The sequence below is a fragment of the Nocardioides sp. YR527 genome (genome assembly GCF_900101045.1).
GTDB lineage: Bacteria > Actinomycetota > Actinomycetes > Propionibacteriales > Nocardioidaceae > Nocardioides.
The window spans coordinates 38,385-58,834 of sequence record NZ_FNFN01000001.1; the positions used below are offsets into that span (position 1 = coordinate 38,385).

General features: G+C 70.1%; 17 protein-coding genes. 5 read left to right on the plus strand and 12 right to left on the minus strand.

Annotated features, from left to right (window positions below):
• Positions 1-23: 23 nt before the first annotated feature.
• The gene (locus tag BLT25_RS00190; RefSeq protein ID WP_091042322.1) at positions 24-374 is read right to left on the minus strand and encodes a UBP-type zinc finger domain-containing protein; all 351 of its coding nucleotides are present in this window, start codon (positions 372-374) and stop codon (positions 24-26) included.
• Between the two features lie 129 nt (positions 375-503).
• On the opposite strand from BLT25_RS00190, the gene BLT25_RS00195 reads away from it, so the two are divergent.
• On the plus strand, positions 504-3,290 hold the full coding sequence (locus BLT25_RS00195) for an AfsR/SARP family transcriptional regulator (protein ID WP_091040805.1): 2,787 nt from the start codon (positions 504-506) through the stop codon (positions 3,288-3,290).
• Between the two features lie 257 nt (positions 3,291-3,547).
• Here BLT25_RS00195 and BLT25_RS00200 read toward each other — a convergent pair whose 3' ends face one another.
• The 7 genes from BLT25_RS00200 to BLT25_RS00230 form a co-directional block, all read right to left on the minus strand.
• Positions 3,548-5,104, minus strand: a complete 1,557-nt coding sequence (locus BLT25_RS00200; protein ID WP_091040807.1) for an aldehyde dehydrogenase family protein — start codon at positions 5,102-5,104, stop codon at positions 3,548-3,550.
• Between the two features lies 1 nt (position 5,105).
• Complete coding sequence (locus tag BLT25_RS00205) at positions 5,106-5,975, minus strand: SDR family oxidoreductase (protein ID WP_091040809.1); 870 nt, start codon at positions 5,973-5,975, stop codon at positions 5,106-5,108.
• Between the two features lie 57 nt (positions 5,976-6,032).
• Positions 6,033-7,865: an AMP-dependent synthetase/ligase gene (locus BLT25_RS00210; RefSeq protein ID WP_091040810.1), complete on the minus strand. Its 1,833-nt coding sequence runs from the start codon at positions 7,863-7,865 to the stop codon at positions 6,033-6,035.
• A 75-nt stretch (positions 7,866-7,940) separates the two neighbouring features.
• Positions 7,941-8,819, minus strand: a complete 879-nt coding sequence (locus BLT25_RS00215) for an SDR family oxidoreductase (protein ID WP_091040812.1) — start codon at positions 8,817-8,819, stop codon at positions 7,941-7,943.
• Positions 8,820-9,254, minus strand: a complete 435-nt coding sequence (locus BLT25_RS00220; RefSeq protein WP_091040813.1) for a type II toxin-antitoxin system Rv0910 family toxin — start codon at positions 9,252-9,254, stop codon at positions 8,820-8,822. It abuts the gene before it with no gap.
• Positions 9,255-9,282: 28 nt separating this feature from the next.
• Positions 9,283-10,494, minus strand: a complete 1,212-nt coding sequence (locus BLT25_RS00225; protein WP_091040815.1) for a lipid-transfer protein — start codon at positions 10,492-10,494, stop codon at positions 9,283-9,285.
• Positions 10,491-11,387 carry a MaoC/PaaZ C-terminal domain-containing protein gene (locus BLT25_RS00230; RefSeq protein WP_091040816.1) on the minus strand — a complete coding sequence of 299 codons (897 nt, stop codon included), beginning with the start codon at positions 11,385-11,387 and terminating at the stop codon, positions 10,491-10,493. Before BLT25_RS00230 ends, BLT25_RS00225 begins: the two co-directional genes overlap by 4 nt.
• A gap of 117 nt (positions 11,388-11,504) precedes the next feature.
• Between BLT25_RS00230 and BLT25_RS00235 the strand changes: the two genes are divergently transcribed.
• The gene (locus BLT25_RS00235) at positions 11,505-12,524 is read left to right on the plus strand and encodes an AraC family transcriptional regulator (protein WP_176883493.1); all 1,020 of its coding nucleotides are present in this window, start codon (positions 11,505-11,507) and stop codon (positions 12,522-12,524) included.
• Positions 12,525-12,554: 30 nt separating this feature from the next.
• Here BLT25_RS00235 and BLT25_RS00240 read toward each other — a convergent pair whose 3' ends face one another.
• The gene (locus BLT25_RS00240; protein ID WP_176883495.1) at positions 12,555-13,562 is read right to left on the minus strand and encodes a helix-turn-helix transcriptional regulator; all 1,008 of its coding nucleotides are present in this window, start codon (positions 13,560-13,562) and stop codon (positions 12,555-12,557) included.
• A 136-nt stretch (positions 13,563-13,698) separates the two neighbouring features.
• On the opposite strand from BLT25_RS00240, the gene BLT25_RS00245 reads away from it, so the two are divergent.
• A complete protein-coding gene (locus BLT25_RS00245) occupies positions 13,699-15,114 on the plus strand; it encodes a discoidin domain-containing protein (RefSeq protein ID WP_091040822.1) in 1,416 nt (471 codons plus the stop codon).
• Positions 15,115-15,175: 61 nt separating this feature from the next.
• Here BLT25_RS00245 and BLT25_RS00250 read toward each other — a convergent pair whose 3' ends face one another.
• Positions 15,176-16,321, minus strand: a complete 1,146-nt coding sequence (locus BLT25_RS00250; RefSeq protein WP_091040824.1) for an acyl-CoA dehydrogenase family protein — start codon at positions 16,319-16,321, stop codon at positions 15,176-15,178.
• A 150-nt stretch (positions 16,322-16,471) separates the two neighbouring features.
• On the opposite strand from BLT25_RS00250, the gene BLT25_RS00255 reads away from it, so the two are divergent.
• Together BLT25_RS00255 and BLT25_RS00260 are read left to right on the plus strand one after the other, a co-directional pair.
• A complete protein-coding gene (locus BLT25_RS00255; protein WP_091040825.1) occupies positions 16,472-17,311 on the plus strand; it encodes an alpha/beta fold hydrolase in 840 nt (279 codons plus the stop codon).
• Positions 17,312-17,420: 109 nt separating this feature from the next.
• The gene (locus BLT25_RS00260) at positions 17,421-17,918 is read left to right on the plus strand and encodes a YiiD C-terminal domain-containing protein (RefSeq protein ID WP_143033603.1); all 498 of its coding nucleotides are present in this window, start codon (positions 17,421-17,423) and stop codon (positions 17,916-17,918) included.
• Here BLT25_RS00260 and BLT25_RS00265 read toward each other — a convergent pair.
• Complete coding sequence (locus BLT25_RS00265; RefSeq protein ID WP_091040828.1) at positions 17,893-18,642, minus strand: L,D-transpeptidase family protein; 750 nt, start codon at positions 18,640-18,642, stop codon at positions 17,893-17,895. The two genes, BLT25_RS00260 and BLT25_RS00265, sit on opposite strands and share 26 nt — an antisense overlap.
• Positions 18,643-18,853: 211 nt before the next feature.
• Positions 18,854-20,275 (minus strand): type I glutamate--ammonia ligase, encoded by a 1,422-nt coding sequence (gene glnA / locus BLT25_RS00270; protein WP_091040830.1) that lies wholly within the window; start codon positions 20,273-20,275, stop codon positions 18,854-18,856.
• Positions 20,276-20,450: the final 175 nt, after the last annotated feature.

The window sequence follows — 20,450 nt, forward strand, 5'->3', positions numbered from 1 at the left end:
CGCGGGCGCGGGCGCGGGCGGACTCAGTTCAGGTGCTGCTGCCAGTCCTCGGGAACGCGATCTGCCGGAGCCGGCGAGGGCTGAGACTCCGGTCGACTGGTCGGGCCCGCCAGAACGACTCCGCGTACGGCCTCCTGGTTCTCGAAGTCCCAGAACCACTCCTCGCCGGGCTCGTAGCTCTGCATGTAACGGTGGCCGGTCTCGCGGTAGTGGCGACTGGCGTGCTGCGCCGGCGAGCTGTCGCAGCAGCCCACATGCCCGCACTCGGCACATCTGCGAAGGTGCAACCACCAGCCGTCGTCACTGGCAAGGCACTCGGCACACCCGGCGCCGGACGGCCGAACAGTGGTATTGACTCCCTGGATGCCGGTCATGTCGACCAGATTAATCGCCACCACGGGCCGGACGTCTCCGTTCGCGCCGATCCAGACCTGATTTGTGGTTGCGCTCTGACCACGGCTGGCTACAGTCGCGGTGGATCGGCTCGATGGCGAAGGAGCGTGGTGGTCGACCGCACTGCGTCCGACCTACAGGTCGGCCTTCTCGGGTCCTTCGAGGTCACCGTCGCCGGCCGACCGGTTCTGCTTCCCCGCGGTCGTGGCCGTGCGCTGCTCGCGGTGCTCGCGATGGATCCCGGCCTGCCAGTGACTGTCGAGACGCTCGCCCAGCGGGTCTGGGGTGCGCGGCCGCCGCAGCACGTGCGCGCCTCGGTCCACACGGTCGTACGCCGCCTGCGCAGCCGGCTGCCACCCGAGTCGATCGGTTTCAGCGCGGGCGGCTACGTGCTGAAGGCGACCGCAGAGCAGGTCGACGTGGCCAGGTTCCGCAGGTTGGCGGAGGCCGAACCCGGCGATCCTTCGTGTGCGGAGAAGCTGTGGGCCGCGGTCCGGCTCTGGCGAGGCGTCGCCTTCACCGGCGTCGACTCCGAGGATCTCTACGCCGCCGAGGTACCGGCTCTTACCGACCGCTACCTGTCCGCTCTGGAACGGGTGGCTGATCTGTCCTTGGTGGGACCTCGGTTCCCCGATCCGATCGAGATCACCGAGCTGACTCAGCGGATCCGTGCCGCTCTCGAGCACCACCCACTGCGAGAGTCGCTCTGGGTCAGGCATCTGAGGTTGCTGGATCTGACCGGCCGCCGAGCGGAGGCACTGGCTGCGTATGAAGACGTACGCCGCTCGCTCGCCGACGAGCTCGGTGTCGGCCCGGGCGCGGAGCTGAGCGCGGTCTTCGCCGACCTGCTCGGCGACCCGGAGGACGCCGGCCGCTCCGGGGCGGCGACCAGGCCGGTCCCGCCGTCGGCGCCCTCGACCTTCGTGGGCCGCACCGACGCGCTGGCGGCTATCGACGAGCTGATCGCCTCCGGAGAGCAGGCGCCGGTCGTCGTGGTCTCGGGCGCCGCCGGGGTCGGCAAGACCGCGTTGGTCCTGCATTGGGCGCATCTGCACTACGACAAGTTTCCCGACGGCGTCGTCTACGTCGACCTCCGTGGCTTCGATCCCAACCGTCGGCCGATGGCGCTCGGGGAGGCCCTGCGGCTGGTGCTGGCCGAGCTCGGCGTCGATGCCCAGCAGGTGCCCAGTGACGTGCACCGACAGCTCACCCTCTACCGTTCGACGATCGCCGAGCGGCGCCTGCTCGTCGTGCTCGACAACGCGCGTGATGCCGATCAGGTTCGGCCGCTGCTCCCGCCACGTACTGCCGCGGCTCTGGTGACCAGTCGGGACCAGCTCTTCGGCGTGGTCTCCCGGGAGGGTGCCTCGACGGTGCGACTGGGGCCGCTCAGCGGTGACGAGGCTCGTGAGCTGCTCAGGCGCCGGCTCGGCGCGCGCCGGGTCGGGGCCGAGGACGGCGCGGTCGCTGAGATCATCGAGACCTGCGACCGGTTGCCGATGGCACTGAGCCTGGTCGCGGCCAGGGCGGCCACCAACCCGGCCTTCCGGCTCTCCGACCTGGCCGACGAGCTGCGACCCGAGAGCGGCCGTCTGGACAATCTGAGCGGGCCGGATGAACACAGCAGCGTACGCGCGGCCATCCGCTCCTCCTATCTCGCGCTGGGGCCCGAGGACGCCCGTGTCTTCCGCTTGCTCGGCCTGCACCGGGTGGCGGAGATCTCGCTCGCGGCAACGGCCAGCCTCGCCGGCGTGACGCTGACCGAGGCGAGCTCGACGATGGCCCGGTTGGCGGCGGCCAGCCTGGTCGAGGAGCGTCGGCCGCAGCGCTATGTCCAGCACGACCTGGTCCGCTTGCTCGCCGTGGACCTGCTCGGAGCCTCGGAGTCGCCGGAGGCGAAGCGACGCGCGGCGCTCGGGGTGCTCGGGCACTACCTGGCCACGGCTCGCGAGGCGGCGATGCTGATGGACCCGCAGCAATACCCGATCTCGCTGCTGCCGATGGTCGACCAGGTGGTCCTGGACCGGGTCACCAGCTATGACGAGGCGCTGGCCTGGTTCACCGCGATGCACGAGAGCCTGCTGGAGGTCGCCTGGATCGCCCTGGCGACGGGCTACCCGGAGTACGGCTGGCGGCTGGTGTGGTGCTTGGTCGACTATGCCGACCGACGAGCGGCCCTGTGGTGGCCGTGGGCGAATCTCGCCGAGCACGCGGTCGTCGTCCTGGCCGCTGCCGGCGACGGTGCCGGGGTGGCTCAGTGTCACCGGCTCGCAGGTCAGGCTCTCGCGCGGCTGGGGGAGTACGACCGCGCCCACGAGCACTTCGCCCTCGCCTCCGAGGGCTTCGAGCGGATCGGCGACGACGTCGGCCGTTCGTACGTGCTGCGCAACGACACCTGGACCTGTGCCCGAGAAGGCCGGTTCGCCGAGGCGGTGGCGAGGATGGAGAAGCTCGTGGAGCTGTTCACCGGCACCGGCGACGAGGCCGGCCTGGGCCGCGCGATGAACTCCATGGGCTGGTATCTCGTTCACCTCGGCGACCTCGACCGGGCACTCGCCACCTGTCTGAAGGCGCTCGAGCATGCCCAGACCAGCGGCGACCGCCCGGGCGAGGCCGACACCTGGGACAGCCTCGCCCTGGCGTACCAGCGACTGGGCCGGCTCGAGGACGCGCTCGAGGCGGCCGAGCGGGCAGCGGAACAGTACGAGGCCCTTGGCGACCATGTCAGCGCCGCCCGCAGCGGGCTGCAGGCAGGCGACCTGTCCGAGGACCTCGGCGACCGACCCCGCGCCCGCGGTGCATGGCAGCGGGCCCTCGTCGTCGTCGACAACGCCGATCCCGAGATCAGGGCAATCCTCACGCTACGACTCGACGGGGCCGGCGGACAGCCGCACTGAACGAGCCGTCAGCCCCGTTGTATAACAGGAGACCGCGACGAGCCTGCCGTTGGCCAGGCGATCCTTGACGTCGTAGCCTGATCCAGGCCCGGTGCGGACCGTGAGGTAGCTCCCGGAGGCGATTCCGGTGACGTTCGCCCAGTCCGGGAAAGTCTGGTTGCGGATGGTGCACGGGCTGGTGTCGGCGGACGCCGGTGGCGGAAAGCGCAGCGCTTGACCGCCTGGAAGCTGGTCTGTGCCGCGCCATGGGGCGACGATCATCCGGATCTTGCGCCTGGCCACCGGCGAGATCGCACGATCCGGGGTATCCGACGTCGTAGGTCGCGAGCCGCGACAGCGTGGAAGAGGTGGCGGGTGAGCTGCGCGCGCCTTCTGGAGTAGGGGAACCAGGCCGGCTCGCGCTCGAGCGTGGGGAACCGGGGTGTGGTGATCGCCTGCTGACGGGTGTACTTGCGCAGTCCGTGTGCGCCGCCGAACCGGGCGCCCGAACCCGACGTCTTCCACCCGCCGTGCGGCAGGGTCAGGGCGAAGAGGTTCGCGTACGCGTCGTTGATGTTGACCGCGCCGACGTCGAGCCTGCGCGCGATGCTCTGGCCGCGGGCGAGGTCTCGGGTCCAGATGGTGGCCGAGAGGCCGTAGCTGGAGTCGTTGGCGAGCCGTACCGCCTCGTCCGCATCGGCGACCCTGATCACCGGGATGGTGGGACCGAAGGTCTCCTCGCGGATGCAGGTCATGGAGTGGTCGACGTCGACCAGCACCGTCGGCCGGTAGCCGGTGCCGACCCCCGTGGGTCGGCCGCCGGTCAGCGCTCGGGCGCCGCTCGCGAGGGCCTCGGTGACGTGTCGATGGACGAGGTTGCGCTGCGCCATGGTGGCCATCGCCGCGGTGTCGACGGCGTACGGCGTCTTCTCCTCGCCGTGGCGCAGGCCGTCGACCAGCGTGGTGAGCCTGGAGACGAAGCTGTCGTGGATCGAGTCCTCGACGTAGACCCTCTCGATGGAGACGCAGGCCTGCCCGGAGTTGAACAGCGCTCCCCAGGCGACGCCGGCGACGGCCCGGTCGAGATCGGCGTCGGCGAGCACGATGGCGGGGTCCTTGCCGCCGAGCTCGAGGCTGTAGGGGACCAGCCGATCCACGGCCCGATGGGCGACCAGCCGTCCGGTGCCGGTCGAGCCGGTGAACTGGACGAAGTCGACCACGTCGACCAGCGCCTGGCCGGCCGGAGCCGAGCCCGTCGCGACCGCCAGCACCGGGGGAGCGCCGATCTCACGCCAGCCGCGGGCCAGCTCCAGCGCCGAGAGCGGGGTCACCTCCGATGGCTTCAGGAGCACCGCGGAGCCGGCGAGCAGCGCCGGGATCACGTCCATGCCGGGCATCGCGAGCGGGTAGTTCCACGGCGAGATCACGCCGACCACGGGATAGGGCCGGTGGACCTTGACCATCCGCTTGGTCGCGGACAGCAGGCCGGAGCTGCCAACGCGTTCGTCCGCCAGGAACTCGCGCGCGTGGTCGGCGAAGTAGTTGATCAGCTCCGCCATCCACGGGGCCTCGAGCTGCGCCTCGGCCCGCGGCTTGCCCGACTCCGCCTGGAGTACGTCGGCCAGGTGCTCGGCCTCGTCGAGGAGCCAGTCGCGCAGCCTGCGCATCCATCGTGCGCGCCCCTTCGGGCCCAGCGCCTCCCAGGCCGGCTGGGCGGTCCGGAGCGTGGTCACGGCCTCCGCGACCTGGGCCGGAGCGAAGTCGGCGACCTCGGCGAGCAGCCGACCGTCGACGGGGGAGCGGACCTCGAACGTCGAGGTGGTCGGACCGTCCATGTCAGGCCTGCCTGCGCAGACGCTGGTGGTACGCCTCGCGGGCGACCGGGTCCGCCTGCGTGTAGGCGGTCGATGCCCCGGTCGCCTTCTCGGCGAGGCCGCGGAGCCGGTAGGGCAGCAGGCTCATCGCCGTCAGGGTCACGCCCAGGCTCCGGGGCACGGTGACCAGCGGCTTCTCCGAGCCGACGACCCGCACGATCGCCCGGGCGACGTCCTCGGGGTCGACGGTGGTGATGGCCTCCGTCCAGGCCGGGGTGTTCGCGCCGGCGGAGAGCTCGGTGCGTACGACTCCGGGGAGGACGGCGGTGACGCCCACCCCGTGCACCGCGAGCTCACGGTGCAACGACTCGGTGAACCCGACGACGGCATGCTTGCTGGCGCAGTAGGTCGCCAGACCCGGGAAGCCGCTGACGCCGGCGAGGGAGGCGATGTTCACCAGATGTCCCGTCCCCCGGGACGTGAAGCGCTCGGCGGCGAGCCGGCTTCCGTTGATGACGCCGCCGAGGTTGATGCCGAGGATGCGGCCGGTCATCGCCGGGTCCTCCTCGGCGAACAGGCCGGTCGGCATGATGCCGGCGTTGTTCACCAGGACGTCGAGCGGCCCGAGCTCGGCCTCGGCGGCGTCCAGGAAGGCCGCGAAGGACACCGGCTCGGTGACGTCCAGCGGCAGCCCGACCACCCGGGTGCCCACGTCCACGGGGCCCTCGAGCTCAGCCGCCGTCCTGGCCGCCAGGTCGGCGTCGAGGTCACCGATGGCGACCTTCGCCCCCGCGGCGAGGAAGGCCTCGGCCGTGGCCCTGCCGATCCCGCGGGCGGCGCCGGTGATCGCCACCACCTTGCCGTTGACCTCGTTCCCTCGTGTACGTGCCATCGCTGTGCCTACCTTCGATCGATGTGTCGAGCAGTGGGTGGTCGAGCCCGTCCGACGTCAGGACGCGGACGAGGACGCGGACGATGACCCATACGGCGATCCCGGGGACGAGTAGAGCGACTCCAGGACCGCCGCGTGCCTCTCGTTGACGACCTTCCGCTTGACCTTCAGCGTGGGCGTCAGCTCGCCGTTCTCGACCGAGAGGTCCTCGCTCAGGATCGCGAACCGCTTGATCTGCCCCACCCTCGCCTGCTTGGCGTTGGCCTCGTCCAGGTCCTTCTGGACGAGCTCGAGGACCTGGGGGTGGGTGGCCAGCTCGGCCAGCGACGTCGGCAGCCCGTGCGCCGCGGCGTACGCGGTGATCTCGTCGGGATCCAGCGTGATCAGCGCCACCGGATAGGGCCGCCGGTCTCCGTGCATCACCGCCTGGGAGATCCAGCGGGAGCGCTTCAGGTCGTTCTCGATGTTCGCCGGGCTCAGGTTCTTGCCGCCGGCGGTGATGATGATGTCCTTCTTGCGGCCGGTGATCGACAGGTAGCCGTCCGCGTCGAGCTCGCCCAGGTCGCCGGTGTGGAGCCAGCCGTCGACCACGGTCTGGGCGGTCGCCTTGGGGTTGCCGTAGTAGCCGAGGAAGACGTTGTCGCCGCGGGCGCAGACCTCGCCGTCCTCGGCGATCCGGACCTCGACCCCGGGCAGCGGCTTGCCGACGGTCCCGAAGCGGGGCCGGCCGAGGGGAGTCGTCGAGATCGCCGCACCCGACTCGGTCATGCCGTAGCCCTCGACCACCGGGATGCCCATGCCGTAGAAGAACTCGAGGATCTCGGCGGAGATGGGGGCCGCTCCGGTGAGGCAGTAGCGGACCCGGCCGCCGAGGACCCCGCGTACCTTCCTGAAGACCAGGCGGTCGGCGATCGCTGCCTGGACGGCCAGCGGCCCGCGCGGTGTCCGCCCCTGTTCGCTGAGCCTGGCCGTACGTCGGGCGACGCCCATGGCCCAGTCGAAGATCCTGGCGCGGGCGCCCCCGGCGTCGCTCGCGCCGGTGGTGACCCGGACGTAGATCTTCTCGAAGATCCGCGGCACCGAGGGCAGGATCGTCGGCCGGACCTCGGCGAGCTCCTCGACCACTCGGGAGAGGTCGCCGCCGTAGTAGGTCACGGTGGATCCGACATCGGCGGAAAGCATCTGGATGATGCGCGCGAACATGTGCGCCAGCGGCAGGAACAGGTAGGCCAGATCGTCCTCCCGGATCAGTCCGAGGGCACGCGTCGAGCGACACAGCGCGATCATGTTGCCGTGGCTGATCACGCAGCCCTTCGGCGGACCGGTCGTGCCGGAGGTGTAGACGATCGACCAGGTGTCCTCGGGACGTACGGAGGTGCGACGCCGTTCGAGCTCCTCGGTGTGGTCCTCGCCGTCGGCCTGGAGGTCGGCCAGGAGATCGGCCGGCGTCGTCAGGTCGTCGTCATGCTCGGGAGCGTCGATCACCACGATCGAACGCAGGTCGGGGAGCCGGTCGCGGACCGAGGCGACCTTGGCGACCTGGGAAGCGTCCTCGCACACGATCATCCGGGCCCCTGAGTCACCGATCACCCAGGCGCAGTCCTGGGGGCTGCTCGTCGGGTAGATCGGCACCACGACGGCGCCGATGCGAAGGAGCGCGAAGTCCACCAGCGTCCACTCGGGGCGGGTCTCGGAGAGGATGCAGACCCGGTCACCGGGCTCGACGCCTCTGCTGATGAGCCCGCCGGCGAGGCGGGTGATCTCGGCGTCGAGCTGGTGGTAGGTGCGCTCCACCCAGCTGCCGTGCCGCTTGGACCGGATCGCGACCCGGTCGCCGTGGTTCGCCACGCGGGCCGCGATGTCGGTGATGGTGTGTGCCAGGTCGGTCATGGGTGTCGCCCCTCGTGAGGTCCGGTACGTGGTGAGCTCCCCGGGAGCCGCCGCGCGGCTCCCGGGGGACGGGGGTCAGGCCCAGTCGGCCAGCCGTCGCTCGAGGTCCTCGACGAGCCACGGCCCGTCGGTCTCGATGGTCTCCTCGATCGTCCAGCCCACGAGCCGCTGGATCGCGCCGCCCTGCACGGCCAAGACCTGGCCGCTCAGCGGGCACTTCTCCTGGGCCAGGTAGGCGACGACGGGGGCGATGTTGGCCGGGCTGAAGGCGTCGAACTCACCCTCGGGCACCTCCTGCGCGAACAGCGCGCCCATGCCGGGCGTGGCCAGGGTGAGGCGGGTCCGGGCGACGGGGGCGATCGCATTGACGCGGACGCCGTACCGCTCCAGCTCCTGCGCCGCCACGAGGGTCATTGCCGCGATGCCGGCCTTCGCGGCACCGTAGTTGGCCTGACCCGAGTTGACGGCGAAGGTCCCCGACGCCGACGCGGTGTTGATCACCGACGCGGCGACCTGCTCGCCGGCCTTCGACCTCTCCTTCCAGTACGCCGCGGCGTGGTGCAGCACCGCGAAGTGGCCCTTGAGGTGGACGTCGATGACCGAGTCGTACTGCGCCTCGGTGATGCCGGCCACGAACGCGTCGCGCAGGATGCCGGCGTTGTTCACGACGATGTCGAGGCCGCCCAGCTTCTCGACGGCCTGGTCGACCAGCGCCTGGGCACCGGCCCAGGTGGCGATGTTGTCGGTGTTGGCCACCGCGCGGCCACCCGCCGCCTTGATCTCGTCGGCGACCTCCTGGGCGGGACCGGCGTCCGAGCCGGCTCCGTCGTTGGCGCCACCCAGGTCGTTGACGACCACGGCGGCACCCTCCTGAGCGAGCAGGAGCGCGTGCTCACGGCCGATGCCGCGACCCGCTCCCGTCACGACCGCGACGCGGCCATCGAGGGATCCCATTCAGCTCACCAGCTCGTTCAGCTTCTCCAGCGACGCCTTGCACTCCTTGTCGGAGGCGCGCTCGATGGCGGCCCCGATCGCGCCGACGACCATCTGGCCGGTGAAGTCGGCGACGATCGACGCGGTCGAGGTCGTGTCGCTGACCGGGTCGACGGAGAGGTCGAAGGTGATCTGGGCCCCGGCGAGGCCCTTGCCCGAGATCTTCATGTTCGACGGGGCGTTGAACTCCTCGACGACCCAGTCGATCTTGTTGGACATGCCCATGATGGTGGCCTGCTCGGTGAACGTGCTGCCGACCGTCAGGTCCGTCGGGGGCTCGCCGTACCACTTGTCGTGGATGGTCAGCCACTTCTCGAAGCTGTTCAGGTCGGAGAACACCTTCCAGGTGTCCTCCTGGTTCGCGCCGATCTCCTGGGAGACGTCTACGTGTGCCATGGATGCTGCTCCTTCTGGGTTGGGTCGGTCAGCGGTTCGCCGGTCGGTACGCCGTGACGACGACCGATCCGCCGAGGCCGATGTTGTGCTGCAGCGCGACCCCGGACTTCAGGGCGGCGCTCTGGACCTGGCGCTTGTCGGCCGTGCCGCGCAGCTGCCAGGTCAGCTCGGCGCACTGCGCCAAACCGGTGGCTCCGAGGGGGTGCCCCTTGGAGATGAGGCCGCCGGAGGGGTTGACCACCCACCGGCCGCCGTACGTCGTGTCGTTGTCGTCGACGAGCTTGTGGCCCTCGCCCTCGGCAGCGAGCCCGAGCGCCTCGTAGGTGAGCAGCTCGTTGGGGGCGAAGCAGTCGTGCAGCTCGATGACGTCGACGTCGTCGGGCGTCAGCCCGGCCTGCTCGTACACCCGGCCGGCGGCCTCCTTGCTCATCGGGGCCCCGACGAGGCTGATGAGGCTCTTGTCCTCGAAGGTGGAGGGCAGGTCGGTGACCAGCGACTGGCCCACGATCTCGACAGCCTGGTCGCCGAGGCCGTTGTCCTCGACGAACCGCTCACTGGCCAGGATCGCCGCGCCGGAGCCGTCGGAGGTCGGCGAGCACATCAGGCGGGTCAGGTCGGCCTCGGCGTAGACCATCTTCGCGTCCTTGACGTCCTGGAGCGTGTACTCGTCCTGGAACTGCGCGTAGGGGTTGTTCACCGAGTGCCGGTGGTTCTTCTCGGCGATCTTGGCGAAGTGCTCCGAGGTGGAGCCGTAGCGCTCGTTGTGCTCGAGGCCGGCGGCGCCGAACATCCACGGCGCCGGCGGGAACGCGATCTCCCGCAGCTCGGCCATCGCCAGCATGTGCCGCATCATCGGCTGCTCGCGGTCCTCGTAGGTCGAGGCGAGCGAACCGGTCTGCATCTTCTCGAACCCGAGCGCCAGGGTGCACTCCGCCATCCCGCCGCGGATCGCCTGGGCGGCCAGGAAGAGCGCGCTCGAACCCGTCGAGCAGTTGCTGTTGACGTTGAAGACCGGAACCCCGGTCAGGCCGAGGCCGTAGACCGCGCGGTGACCGGCGCACGAGTCGCCGTAGCAGTAGCCGGCGTACGCCTGCTGGATCCTGTCGTATCCGACTCCCGCGTCCTCGAGAGCCTTCGTGCCGGCCTCGAGGGCCATGTCGGGGTAGTCGAAGCTCTCCCGGCTGCCCGGCTTCTCGAACTTCGTCATGCCGACGCCGATGACGAACACCTTGCCACTCATGCGTTGCTCCTCTTGCTCGTTGCGGGTGCGATCTCGGCGAGCCCGTCCCTGATGACGAAGTCGCCCTCGTCGGTGGTCGTCTCGAAGACGTACGTCCCGCCGTCGTCGAGCGACTCCGGGGTGACCTTCCACAGCTCGGTCGTGATGGTGTGCCTCGGCTGAGCCGGCGAGCTGAACCGGACCGCCAGGCGCTTCAGCCGGCTGGGGTCCTCGGGGCAGGCCGTCTCGATGACGGCGCGTGAGGTGAACGCCATAGTGCAGAGGCCGTGGATGATGATCCCCGGCAGGCCCATCGCCTTCGCAAAGTCGTCGTCGAGGTGGATCGGCATCAGGTCGCCGGAGGCCTCGGAGTACCGGAAGGTCTGGTCGTCGTCGAACTTCTGGACGACGACGGCGTCCGCAGGACGCTCGGTCTGCGTCGGATCGATGCCGTGTGCCGGAGGCTCCTCGCCCCGACCGCCCTCGAGTACGCCGCCCCGGAAGAACCCGGTGAAGTGCTGCTCGTTGACGAGCTCGCCCGCGGCGTCCCTCGTCTCCAGCAGCGTGGTGACCACGACGCCGGAGGAGCGGCCGTGGACGCCGACCACCTGGGCCCGGCAGGTCAGCTCGTCCCCGGCCACGATCGGGCGGTGGAAGCGCATGTCCTGCTCGCCGTGGAGGATGCGCATGATCAGCTCGTCCGGGACGGCGCTCATGGTGCGCTCGGCCATGATCGAGAAGACCGGCACGACCGCGTAGACCGGCGCGGCGTAGTCGCCGGCGGCATGGGGTGTGGCGTCGTCGTTGGTCGCGTTGGCGTACGCGATAGTGGCGTCCTGGGTGACGCTGAACGACACCGGCTCACTCCACTGCCCGATCACGTCGAAGTCGAAGTCTTCGCCTGCCTCAGCCATCACGGCTCCTTTGGTGTCAGTACGTTTCTTGCCTGGGAAAGACGCTAGGGAGGATGGCCGTGAGTTCTAATGACCGGAGTTCGCGAGAAGATTGACCGCGACGATCGAAGGAGTCCGATGACCCAGCGCACGATCCCGGTGAGGTTCCTGCGGGCCGCCGCGAGGACCGCTCGGCGTCGTGACGTCGACGCCCAGGAGTGGCTCGACCACCTCGGCATCGACCCGGAGCTGCTCTTCGACGACCGTGCGCGCATCACGCTCGAGCAGGCCACCGAGATCGTCCAGGAGCTGTGGCGGCTCACCGGGGACGAGTGGGTCGGGCTGGGCGCCCGGCCCTCACCGTTCGGCACGTTCCGGATGGTCTGCCTCGGCCTGATGAGCGCCCCCGACCTGCGCGGCGTCATGGAGCGGGCCCGGGACTTCAGCCGGGTCCTGCCCGGGCTGCCGACCTTCGACCTCGAGGTGGGGGAGCGGACCACGCAGCTGACCCTGGACACCGAGAGCCTCGACGACCCGGACCACTTCGTCACCGACATCGCGCTCTCGGTCGGGCTGCGCTTCTTCAGCTGGCTGGCCGGGTCCCGGCTCCCCGTCGAGCAGGTCTCGCTGCCGTACGAGCGTCCCGAGCGGGCCGAGGACTACGACCAGGTCTTCGGCCGGCGCATCGCCTTCGGCCAGGCCACCGCGAGCCTGCGCTTCAGCAACGAGCTGCTCACGCTCCCGGTGATGCGCACCGAGGAGGAGCTGGAGGAGTGGCTCCGCAACGCGCCGGCGGACCTGCTGATGTACCGCGACTACGGAGCGACGCCCGCCGACCAGGTGCGCCGGATCCTCGAACGCGGTCTTCGGGGCCCGTGGCCAACGCCCGACGAGGTCGCCTCGCAGCTGGCGATGAGCACCCAGCACCTCAGGCGGGTCCTGCGCGAGGACGACACCTCGATGTCCGCGATCAAGGAGGAGCTGCTCCGAGACGCCGCGATCGCCAGCCTGGTGGCCGGCGAGGAGACCATCGCGGCCCTCTCGGAGCGGCTCGGTTTCTCCGAGCCCAGCGCCTTCCATCGCGCGTTCCGCCGGTGGACCGGCAGCGCGCCGGGTGCCTATCGCCCGAAGTCGGCGCAGGACGCGTCGGACGACTGACCCGGGCCTGTGCGGCTGTCGGCCGGGAGGTCAGCGTGCCGAAGCGCTCCTGCGGAACTGCGAGGGCGACAGTCCGGTCCACCGCCGGAAGGCGTGGCTGAACGCTGCGGCGTCGGCGTACCCGAGCTCGACCCCGATCTGCTCGACGCTCAGCCGGCCTTCCGCCAGCAGCGCGTCGGCGCGAGCCCGGCGCACCTCGTCGGCCAAGGCGCGAAACGACGTGCCCTCGGCGGCCAGCTGCCGCCGCAGGGTTCGAGGCGTGGTGTGCAGCGCGGCCGCGACCGGCTCGAGGCGGGGTGGTCCCGGTTGCTGCTCGAGGTGGGCGACCACCGCGCCGGCGACGTTGCTGCGGGGTGGTCGCCGGTCCAGGTGCTGCGCGACGTCGACCATCGCCTCGACCAGCGCATCCGGGTCCGCCTGCGGAGCGGGGGCGTCGAGGAACGCGTCGTCCATGAGCAGGCGCGTGGCGGGAGCGTCGTAGGACGGGGTGATCCGCAGCGCGTCGACGAGCTCGTCATGGGCCGCGTCGCGACCGAGCTCGAGGTCGATCGTCAGGCCGGTGAGGGGCCGTCCCGCGACCTCCCGCAGCGCCGTGGTGACGGCGATGACGTCCCGCTCCAGGAGCATGCGGCGTACGTCGGCCGGGATCCTTCCGGCGTCGAAGCGCAGCGCGGAGCGGTGACCGACCTCCTCGAGCTCCGTGCGTGACAGCACGGCCAGGCGGTCGGGGAAGTAGCGCGCCAGCTTCAGCGCGTTGCGTGGCGTGGAGCAGGCCAGCGCCGCCAGCCCGGCGGCTCCGTAGCTGACCAGGTGCAGGCGGCGCCCGAGGGCGACCCCGAGCCCGGTGGTGTCGGACAGCGCCCGGGCCAGGTTCCGGGCGACGGCGAGCTCCTGCCAGCCGGTCACCTCGTCGATGGGCCGCTCGGCGTCCAGGCCGGTCCCGGCCAGCGCGTCCGACGCCTCGATCCCGCGCTCCCGGGCGGCGGCGAGCAGGTGGCGAACCCCGATGGCGGTACGGGGGACCTCCCAATGGCTCACCTTCGTGACGGTAGGCCGCGTGGCCGATATCGACAAGAGAACGTCCTGGATCGGCATGGCTGCACGGATGTGACGAACAGCACACTCACTCCTGAGCGGGTCCGTGAGAGGTCCGCCGATCCCGAGGAGCTACCCCATGCGACGACCCCTCCTACGTACCGTCCTGCTGAGTCTCGCCGTCCTCGCCGCGGTCGGGCTCACCCCGACCACCGGCGCCGGCGCGAGTGCCACGACGGCGGTGACGACAGGCCCGGTCGGGTTCGACGCCCCGTCCGGCCCGACCCTGACGACGTCCACGGCCGCGCTGTCCGCGGCGCTGTCCTGCTCCTCGGACCTGGCCACCTCGAGGAAGACCCCGATCCTGCTCGTGCCCGGCACGGTCATGACCGCGCCGGTGGCCTACAGCTGGGGCTACCAGAAGGTGCTGCGGGAGCAGGGCTACCCCGTCTGCACGGTGGCGCTGCCCGGCGGCGGCGCGCAGGACATGCAGGCCACCGTCGAGTACGTCGTCCACGCGGTGCGCTCGATGAGCGACACCAGCGGCAAGGAGATCTCCGTCCTGGGGCACAGCCAGGGCGGTCTCCTGCCGGCCTGGGCGATCCGCTTCTGGCCGGACCTGGCGTCCCGGATCGACGACGTCGTCTCCCTCGACTCACCGTACGGCGGGACCGAGCTGGTGGGCCGGGTCTGCGGCCCCATCGACTGCCCCGCCCTGGCGTGGCAGGTCATGCCGGCCTCGGACTGGTCGCGTACGTTGCGGCGCTTCCCGATCCCGGCCGGCGTCTCCTACACCTCCATCGGGACCAGCAGGACCGACCTCATCTTCCCGTCGCCGGATGCGACCTCGCTGCCCGGCGCGAGCAACCTGACCCTCCAGCAGGTGTGCCCGGGGCGCTACGTCGGCCACCTCGACATGCTCTCGGACGCCGCCGCGCACGCTCTGGCCATGGACGCGCTCACCCACGCCGGCACCGCCGACGTGACACGGATCGACACCGCCGTCTGCGCCCGCACGGCGTTCGAGGGAGCCGACGCCAACCAGGGCAAGCTGCTCGTCGGCCTCCTGACCGACCTCATCGACGCGCTGTTCGAGAACGAGGAGCTCTGGCTCACCGCCGAGCCGCCGATCCGCGAGTACGCCCTGGGCGAGCCCGGCGACACCGACCTCGCGCTCGGCAGGCCCACCACGGTGAGCTCCGTGGAGTCCTGGACGTCGCACCACGGCTCCAAGGCCGTCGACGGCAACCGCGGCACCCGCTGGTCCAGCAGCGCCTGGGACTCCCCGACCTGGATCCAGGTCGACCTCGGCACCACCCGGACGATCAACGGCATCCAGATCGCCTGGGAGGCGGCGTACGCGGAGGACTACCGCATCCAGGTGTGGGACGGGTCGACCTGGGCGACGAAGCTCCAGGTGACCGACAGCGGAGGCGACAACTCGGTCATCGCCCTCGACGGGGTGCAGGCGCGCCACGTCCGGGTCCGCATGGACAGCGCCCCCTGCTGCTACGGCAACTACTCCATCTGGGAGCTGCAGATCGTCGGCAGCTGACCGTCCGAAGACGCACGGTTCGGCGGGCAGGACGTCCTGCCCGCCGATGGGCTTCTGGGGCTCACAGTGAGCGGGAGATGATCTCCTTCATGATCTCGCTCGTGCCGCCGTAGATCTTCTGGATCCGCGCGTCGGCGTAGAGGCGGGCGATGGGGTACTCCTCCATGTAGCCGTAGCCGCCGAACAGCTGCAGGCACCGGTCGACGACGATGCACTGCTGCTCGGTGAGCCACCACTTGGCCATCGCCGCGGTCTCGATGTCGAGCTCGCCCAACAGGTGCTGCTGGATGCAGTCGTCCAGGAAGCTCTGGGCGACCCGGACCAGCGTCGCGCACTCGGCCAGGACGAACCTGCTGTTCTGGAACTGGAACACCGGCTTGCCGAACGCGGTGCGCTCCTTGGTGTACTCGATGGTCAGCTCGACCGCCTTCTCCATCGTTGCGACGGCGGCCACCGCGAGGATCAGGCGCTCCTGGGGAAGCTGCTGCATCAGGGAGATGAAGCCCATGCCCTCGGCCTCGCCGAGCAGGTTGGACCGCGGCACCCGGACGTCGTCGAACGACAGCTCGCAGGTGTCCTGCCCGTGCTGGCCGATCTTCTTCAGGTTGCGGCCGCGGGAGAACCCCGGCCGGTCGGTCTCGACGATGATCAGCGAGAAGCCCATCGCCCCGGCGTCGGGGTCGGTCTGGCACACGACCAGCACCACGTCCGCGTGGTGCCCGTTGGAGATGAAGGTCTTGGCGCCGTTGATGACGTACTCGTCGCCGTCCTTGACCGCCTTGGTCTTGATGGCCTGCAGGTCCGAGCCGGTGCCGGGCTCGGTCATGGCGATTGCGCTGACCACCTCGCCGGTGGCCAGCCTCGGCAGCCAGGAGCGCTTCTGCTCCTCGGTGCCGTAGGCGTTGAAGTAGTGCGCGATGATCGCGTTCTGCAGCCCGATCCCGAGGCTGGGGGAGAGGGCGTGCACCTGCTGGCGAGCCAGCACCGCCTCGTGGGCGAAGGTGCCGCCGCCACCGTCGTACTCCTCAGGGATGCTCAGGCACAGCAGGCCCTGCTCGCCGGCCTTGGTCCAGGCCTCGCGGTCGACGTACTGCTGCTCGGACCACCGCGCCTCGTGCGGCGCGCACTCCTTCTCGAAGAAGGTCCGCGCGGTGTCCGCGAGGGCATCGAGATCCATGTCCATCCAGGCGGATCGGTACTTCGGCATCAGCGTCTCCAGTCAGTTCGGTTCGACATCTGGAACGCTAGAAGGGCTCTCGCGTCGCCCCCATGACTGAGGCGAACAAGGTCCTTGACCCTCGCGACCCCCCGCGCGCGGAGGCTCCCGATCGGGGCCTGAATCGGCCACACTCACGGCATGGACGATGGTTTCCGCGAGATCGCCGGGGTGCGCACCCGAGTGCTCACGGTCCACGGCACCGGTACGCCGATCCTGCTGCTGCACGGCTTCTCCGACCACGCGCCGGGGTGGCGGGCGCTGCTCCCGGTGCTCGAGGCGCGCGGGCACGCCGCGCTGGCCCTGGACCTGCCGGGCTTCGGGCGGGCGGACAGGATGCGGCCCGGTCCGGTCATGCCCCAGCTCGCCGAGTTCGTGGAAGACGCCGTACGCCGCGTCGCCGCCGAGCAGGGTCCGCCGCTGGTCGTGGGCAACTCGCTGGGCGGCGCGGCCGTCTGGGCCGCGGCCCAGACGAGCAGACTCCCGCTGGCCGGGATCGTGGCGATCGCGCCGGCGGGCTTCGGGTTCACCCGGCGGGTCCGACTCGGCCGCCGGATCCTCGCCAGGACGCCCGCGGCGCTCCCAGTCCCGATCCTTCCCATGCCGGTCCTGCGGTTCCTGCTCGTACGCGGCTATGCGCACGGGGCCGGCGTCGGCCGCCGGCTCGACCCGGCCGTGGCGGACTCGTGGATCGCGCAGTTCTCCCGGCGCGGTGACCTCCGCGACGCGGCCGGGCTGGTGGCCCGGGTCCTTCACGAGATCGACGAGGTCCGGGAGCTGCCCGTCCCGGCGTACCCGGTGCTGATGGTGTGGGGGACCCGCGACCGGCTGGTGCGTGCGGACCGGCCGGTCCCCGGCACCGAGTCGATCCGAGTCGCGGGGTGGGGACACTGCCCGCAGCTCGAGCACCCGGAAACGCTGGCGGACCTCGTGCTGGAGTTCGGGTCGCGACTCCCGGCGGCGCAGCCGCGCCCGGCCTGACGCGCGTCGCCGTCAACGATCCTGGCTGCCACGGTCATGGCGGTCCCCTCGGTCACACCGACAGACTCGAGGTGACGCCGGCCGGCGTCGACTCGAGCAGGGAGTGCTGATGGACATCACCGTCGAAGAGCTGACCGCCACCCTCGGCGCCATGGTGCCGCGCATGGGCGAGATGGGGATCACGATCACCCGGGCCGTACCGGGCCATGTGGTCGCCGAGGTCGGCATGGACGGAAACGCCAACCACCTCGGGACCATGTACGCCGGCACCCTGTTCGGCGTCGCGGAGGTGCTCGGCGGGGTGATCTGCGTCCCCAGCTTCGACCTCGCGCGCTTCTACCCGACCGTCAAGGCGCTGACGATCGACTTCCGGCGGCCGGCGACCACCGCCGTACGCGCCGAGGCCTCGCTGACCGAGGAGGCCATCGCACGGATCCGCGACCTCGCCGAGGCGACCGGGAAGGCCGAGTTCGTCCTGGACGCCGTGATCGCGGACGCGAGCGGCGAGGTCGTCGCGACCACGACCGGCACCTACCAGCTACGAGCGACGGGATCCGCCCGCGTCGGAGCATCAGTCGAGCTCACACCACGCGTACGCGGGTCTTGACCTTGGTGAAGTCCCAGACCTCGGCCGCCATCGTGGCGCTGAGGCGGATGCAGCCGTCGGAGGTCTTCTCATCGGTGCCGAGATACCAGTTCGGGTGGATCTGACGACCGGTCCGCATGCTCACCGGCACCCGGTGGAAGGCGACACCGCAGGGCGCGAACCGGACGAAGTGGTAGAGCCACTGAGTGCCGCTGTAGTTCGTACGTGGGTTGCCGCGCGCCGGTCGGCCGCAGTAGGAGCCGGTGGTGTACCACTGCTTGTCCAGCCATTCCGCGTCGATCATCCCGCCCTGCGCGCGGATGGACCCGTCGGCGCGCACCAGCCAGACCCAGTCCTGACGCTGGCTGATCACGATGCGGCGTCCGGTCCCGGTGCTCGCCGGCACCGGCCGTACGTCGCACCGCTTCGCCGTCGCCGCCATCAGCCGTGTCCGCGTGGTGGTCGTGAACTGACCGCTCGGGCTCAGGCGGTGGCGGGTCTGGAAGCGTACGACGGCCGTGCGGGTGTGGTCGTCGACGCGGCCGTCGACGCGGCCGACGTTGCAGCCAAGGCCGGCCAGCCGGGTCTCCCACCGCTTGATCGTCGTGGCGGTGGCGGCGTTGCCGGGGCTGACCACCACCACGGCGGCCGCCGCCAGCGCGGCAGCGGCGACGAGGGGGAGAACGAGGACGAGGGCGGAGCGGCGTGCCCGAGATGCGCCGGCCAGGGTCGCGAAGATTGGCACCGGTCGAGGCTACGCGACATCCGCGCTCCAGGCAGACGCTGTTGCCCGGTTGTTGACCAGATGACGCGGGCGCGGGTGGTGCGACCGGTGGTCCAGGCCCTGGGGGCACAGGACAACGAAGAACGGTGGCTGACGCTGAAAGACGCCGAAAGACGTTCTCTCAGGTCAGCCACCGCTTCAGCAGACGCTGACAGGCGTTGGAAGTGCCGGATCAGATGTCGTAGTAGAGCTCGAACTCGTGCGGGTGGGGGCGGACCTGGATCGGGAGGATCTCGTCGTTGGTCTTGTAGTCGATCCACGTCTCGATCAGGTCGGGGGTGAAGACGTCGCCCACGGTGAGGAAGTCGTGGTCGTTCTCCAGGGCCGACAGGACGGCGCCGAGGGAGGTCGGCACCTGGTTGATCTCGGCCATCTCGTCCGGCGGAAGCTCGTAGATGTCCTTGTCGATCGGAGCCGGCGGCTCGATCTTGTTCTGGATACCGTCGATGCCGGCCAGCAGCAGGGCCGAGAAGGCGAGGTACGGGTTCGAGGACGGGTCCGGGAACCGGGTCTCGACGCGCTTGGCCTTCGGGTTGGTGCCGGTGATCGGGATGCGGACCGCGGCGGAGCGGTTGCGCGAGGAGTAGACCAGCGAGATCGGAGCCTCGAAGCCCGGCACCAGACGGTGGTAGGAGTTCACGGTCGGGTTGGTGAACGCGAGCACCGACGGGGCGTGCTTCAGGACGCCGCCGATGTACCAGCGGGCCATGTCGGAGAGGCCGCCGTAGCCGGTCTCGTCGTAGAACAGCGGCTCGCCGGCGTTCCAGATCGACTGGTGGACGTGCATGCCCGAGCCGTTGTCACCGAAGACGGGCTTCGGCATGAAGGTGACGGTCTTGCCGGCTTCCCAGGCGGTGTTCTTGACGATGTACTTGAACTTCATGACATCGTCGGCAGCCTTGAGCAGCGTGTCGAACTTGTAGTTGATCTCGGCCTGGCCGGCAGTGCCGACCTCGTGGTGGGCGCGCTCGACGAGCAGGCCGGAGGCCTCGAGGTTCTTGACCATCGTGTCGCGCAGGTCGGCGAAGTGGTCGGTGGGGGAGACCGGGAAGTAGCCGCCCTTGTAACGCGTCTTGTAGCCCAGGTTGTTGGAGCCGTCGGGGTTCTTGTCGGCGCCCGAGTTCCACCAGGCCTCGACGGAGTCGATCTTGTAGAACGACTCGCCCTCGGAGCTGCTGTAGGCGACCTTGTCGAAGATGAAGAACTCGGCCTCGGGGGCGAAGAAGGCGGTGTCGCCGATGCCGGTCGAGGCGAGGTACGCCAGCGCCTTGCGCGCGATGTTGCGCGGGTCGCGCGAGTAGGCCTCGCCGGTGATCGGGTCGTGCACGAAGTACATCAGCGCGAGGGTCTTCGCGGTGCGGAACGGGTCGATGTACGCAGTCGTGACGTCCGGGTAGAGCGCCATGTCGGACTCGTTGATCGTCTGGAAGCCACGGATCGACGAACCGTCGAAGGCCATCGGCTCCAGGTTGAACGACGAAACCGGCACCGTGAAGTGCTGCTGGATACCGGGCAGGTCGACGAAACGGATGTCGACGAACTCGACTCCCTCGTCAGAGATGAACTTCAAGAGTTCGTCGTCAGTGCTGAACATCAATCCTCCTTGGCTCCCCCGGGCGGGAAGAGCCAGATAGGTCTCTAGCGATCGAGGCCGGGCCTCATGGTCCGGCCGTGCCACCGCAAATTACGAAGGGACGGTTGCACAGGAGTGTCGCAAATGTTTCAGGCATGTAACAGGTTGTGTGATTTGCACGTCAACCATCCCGATC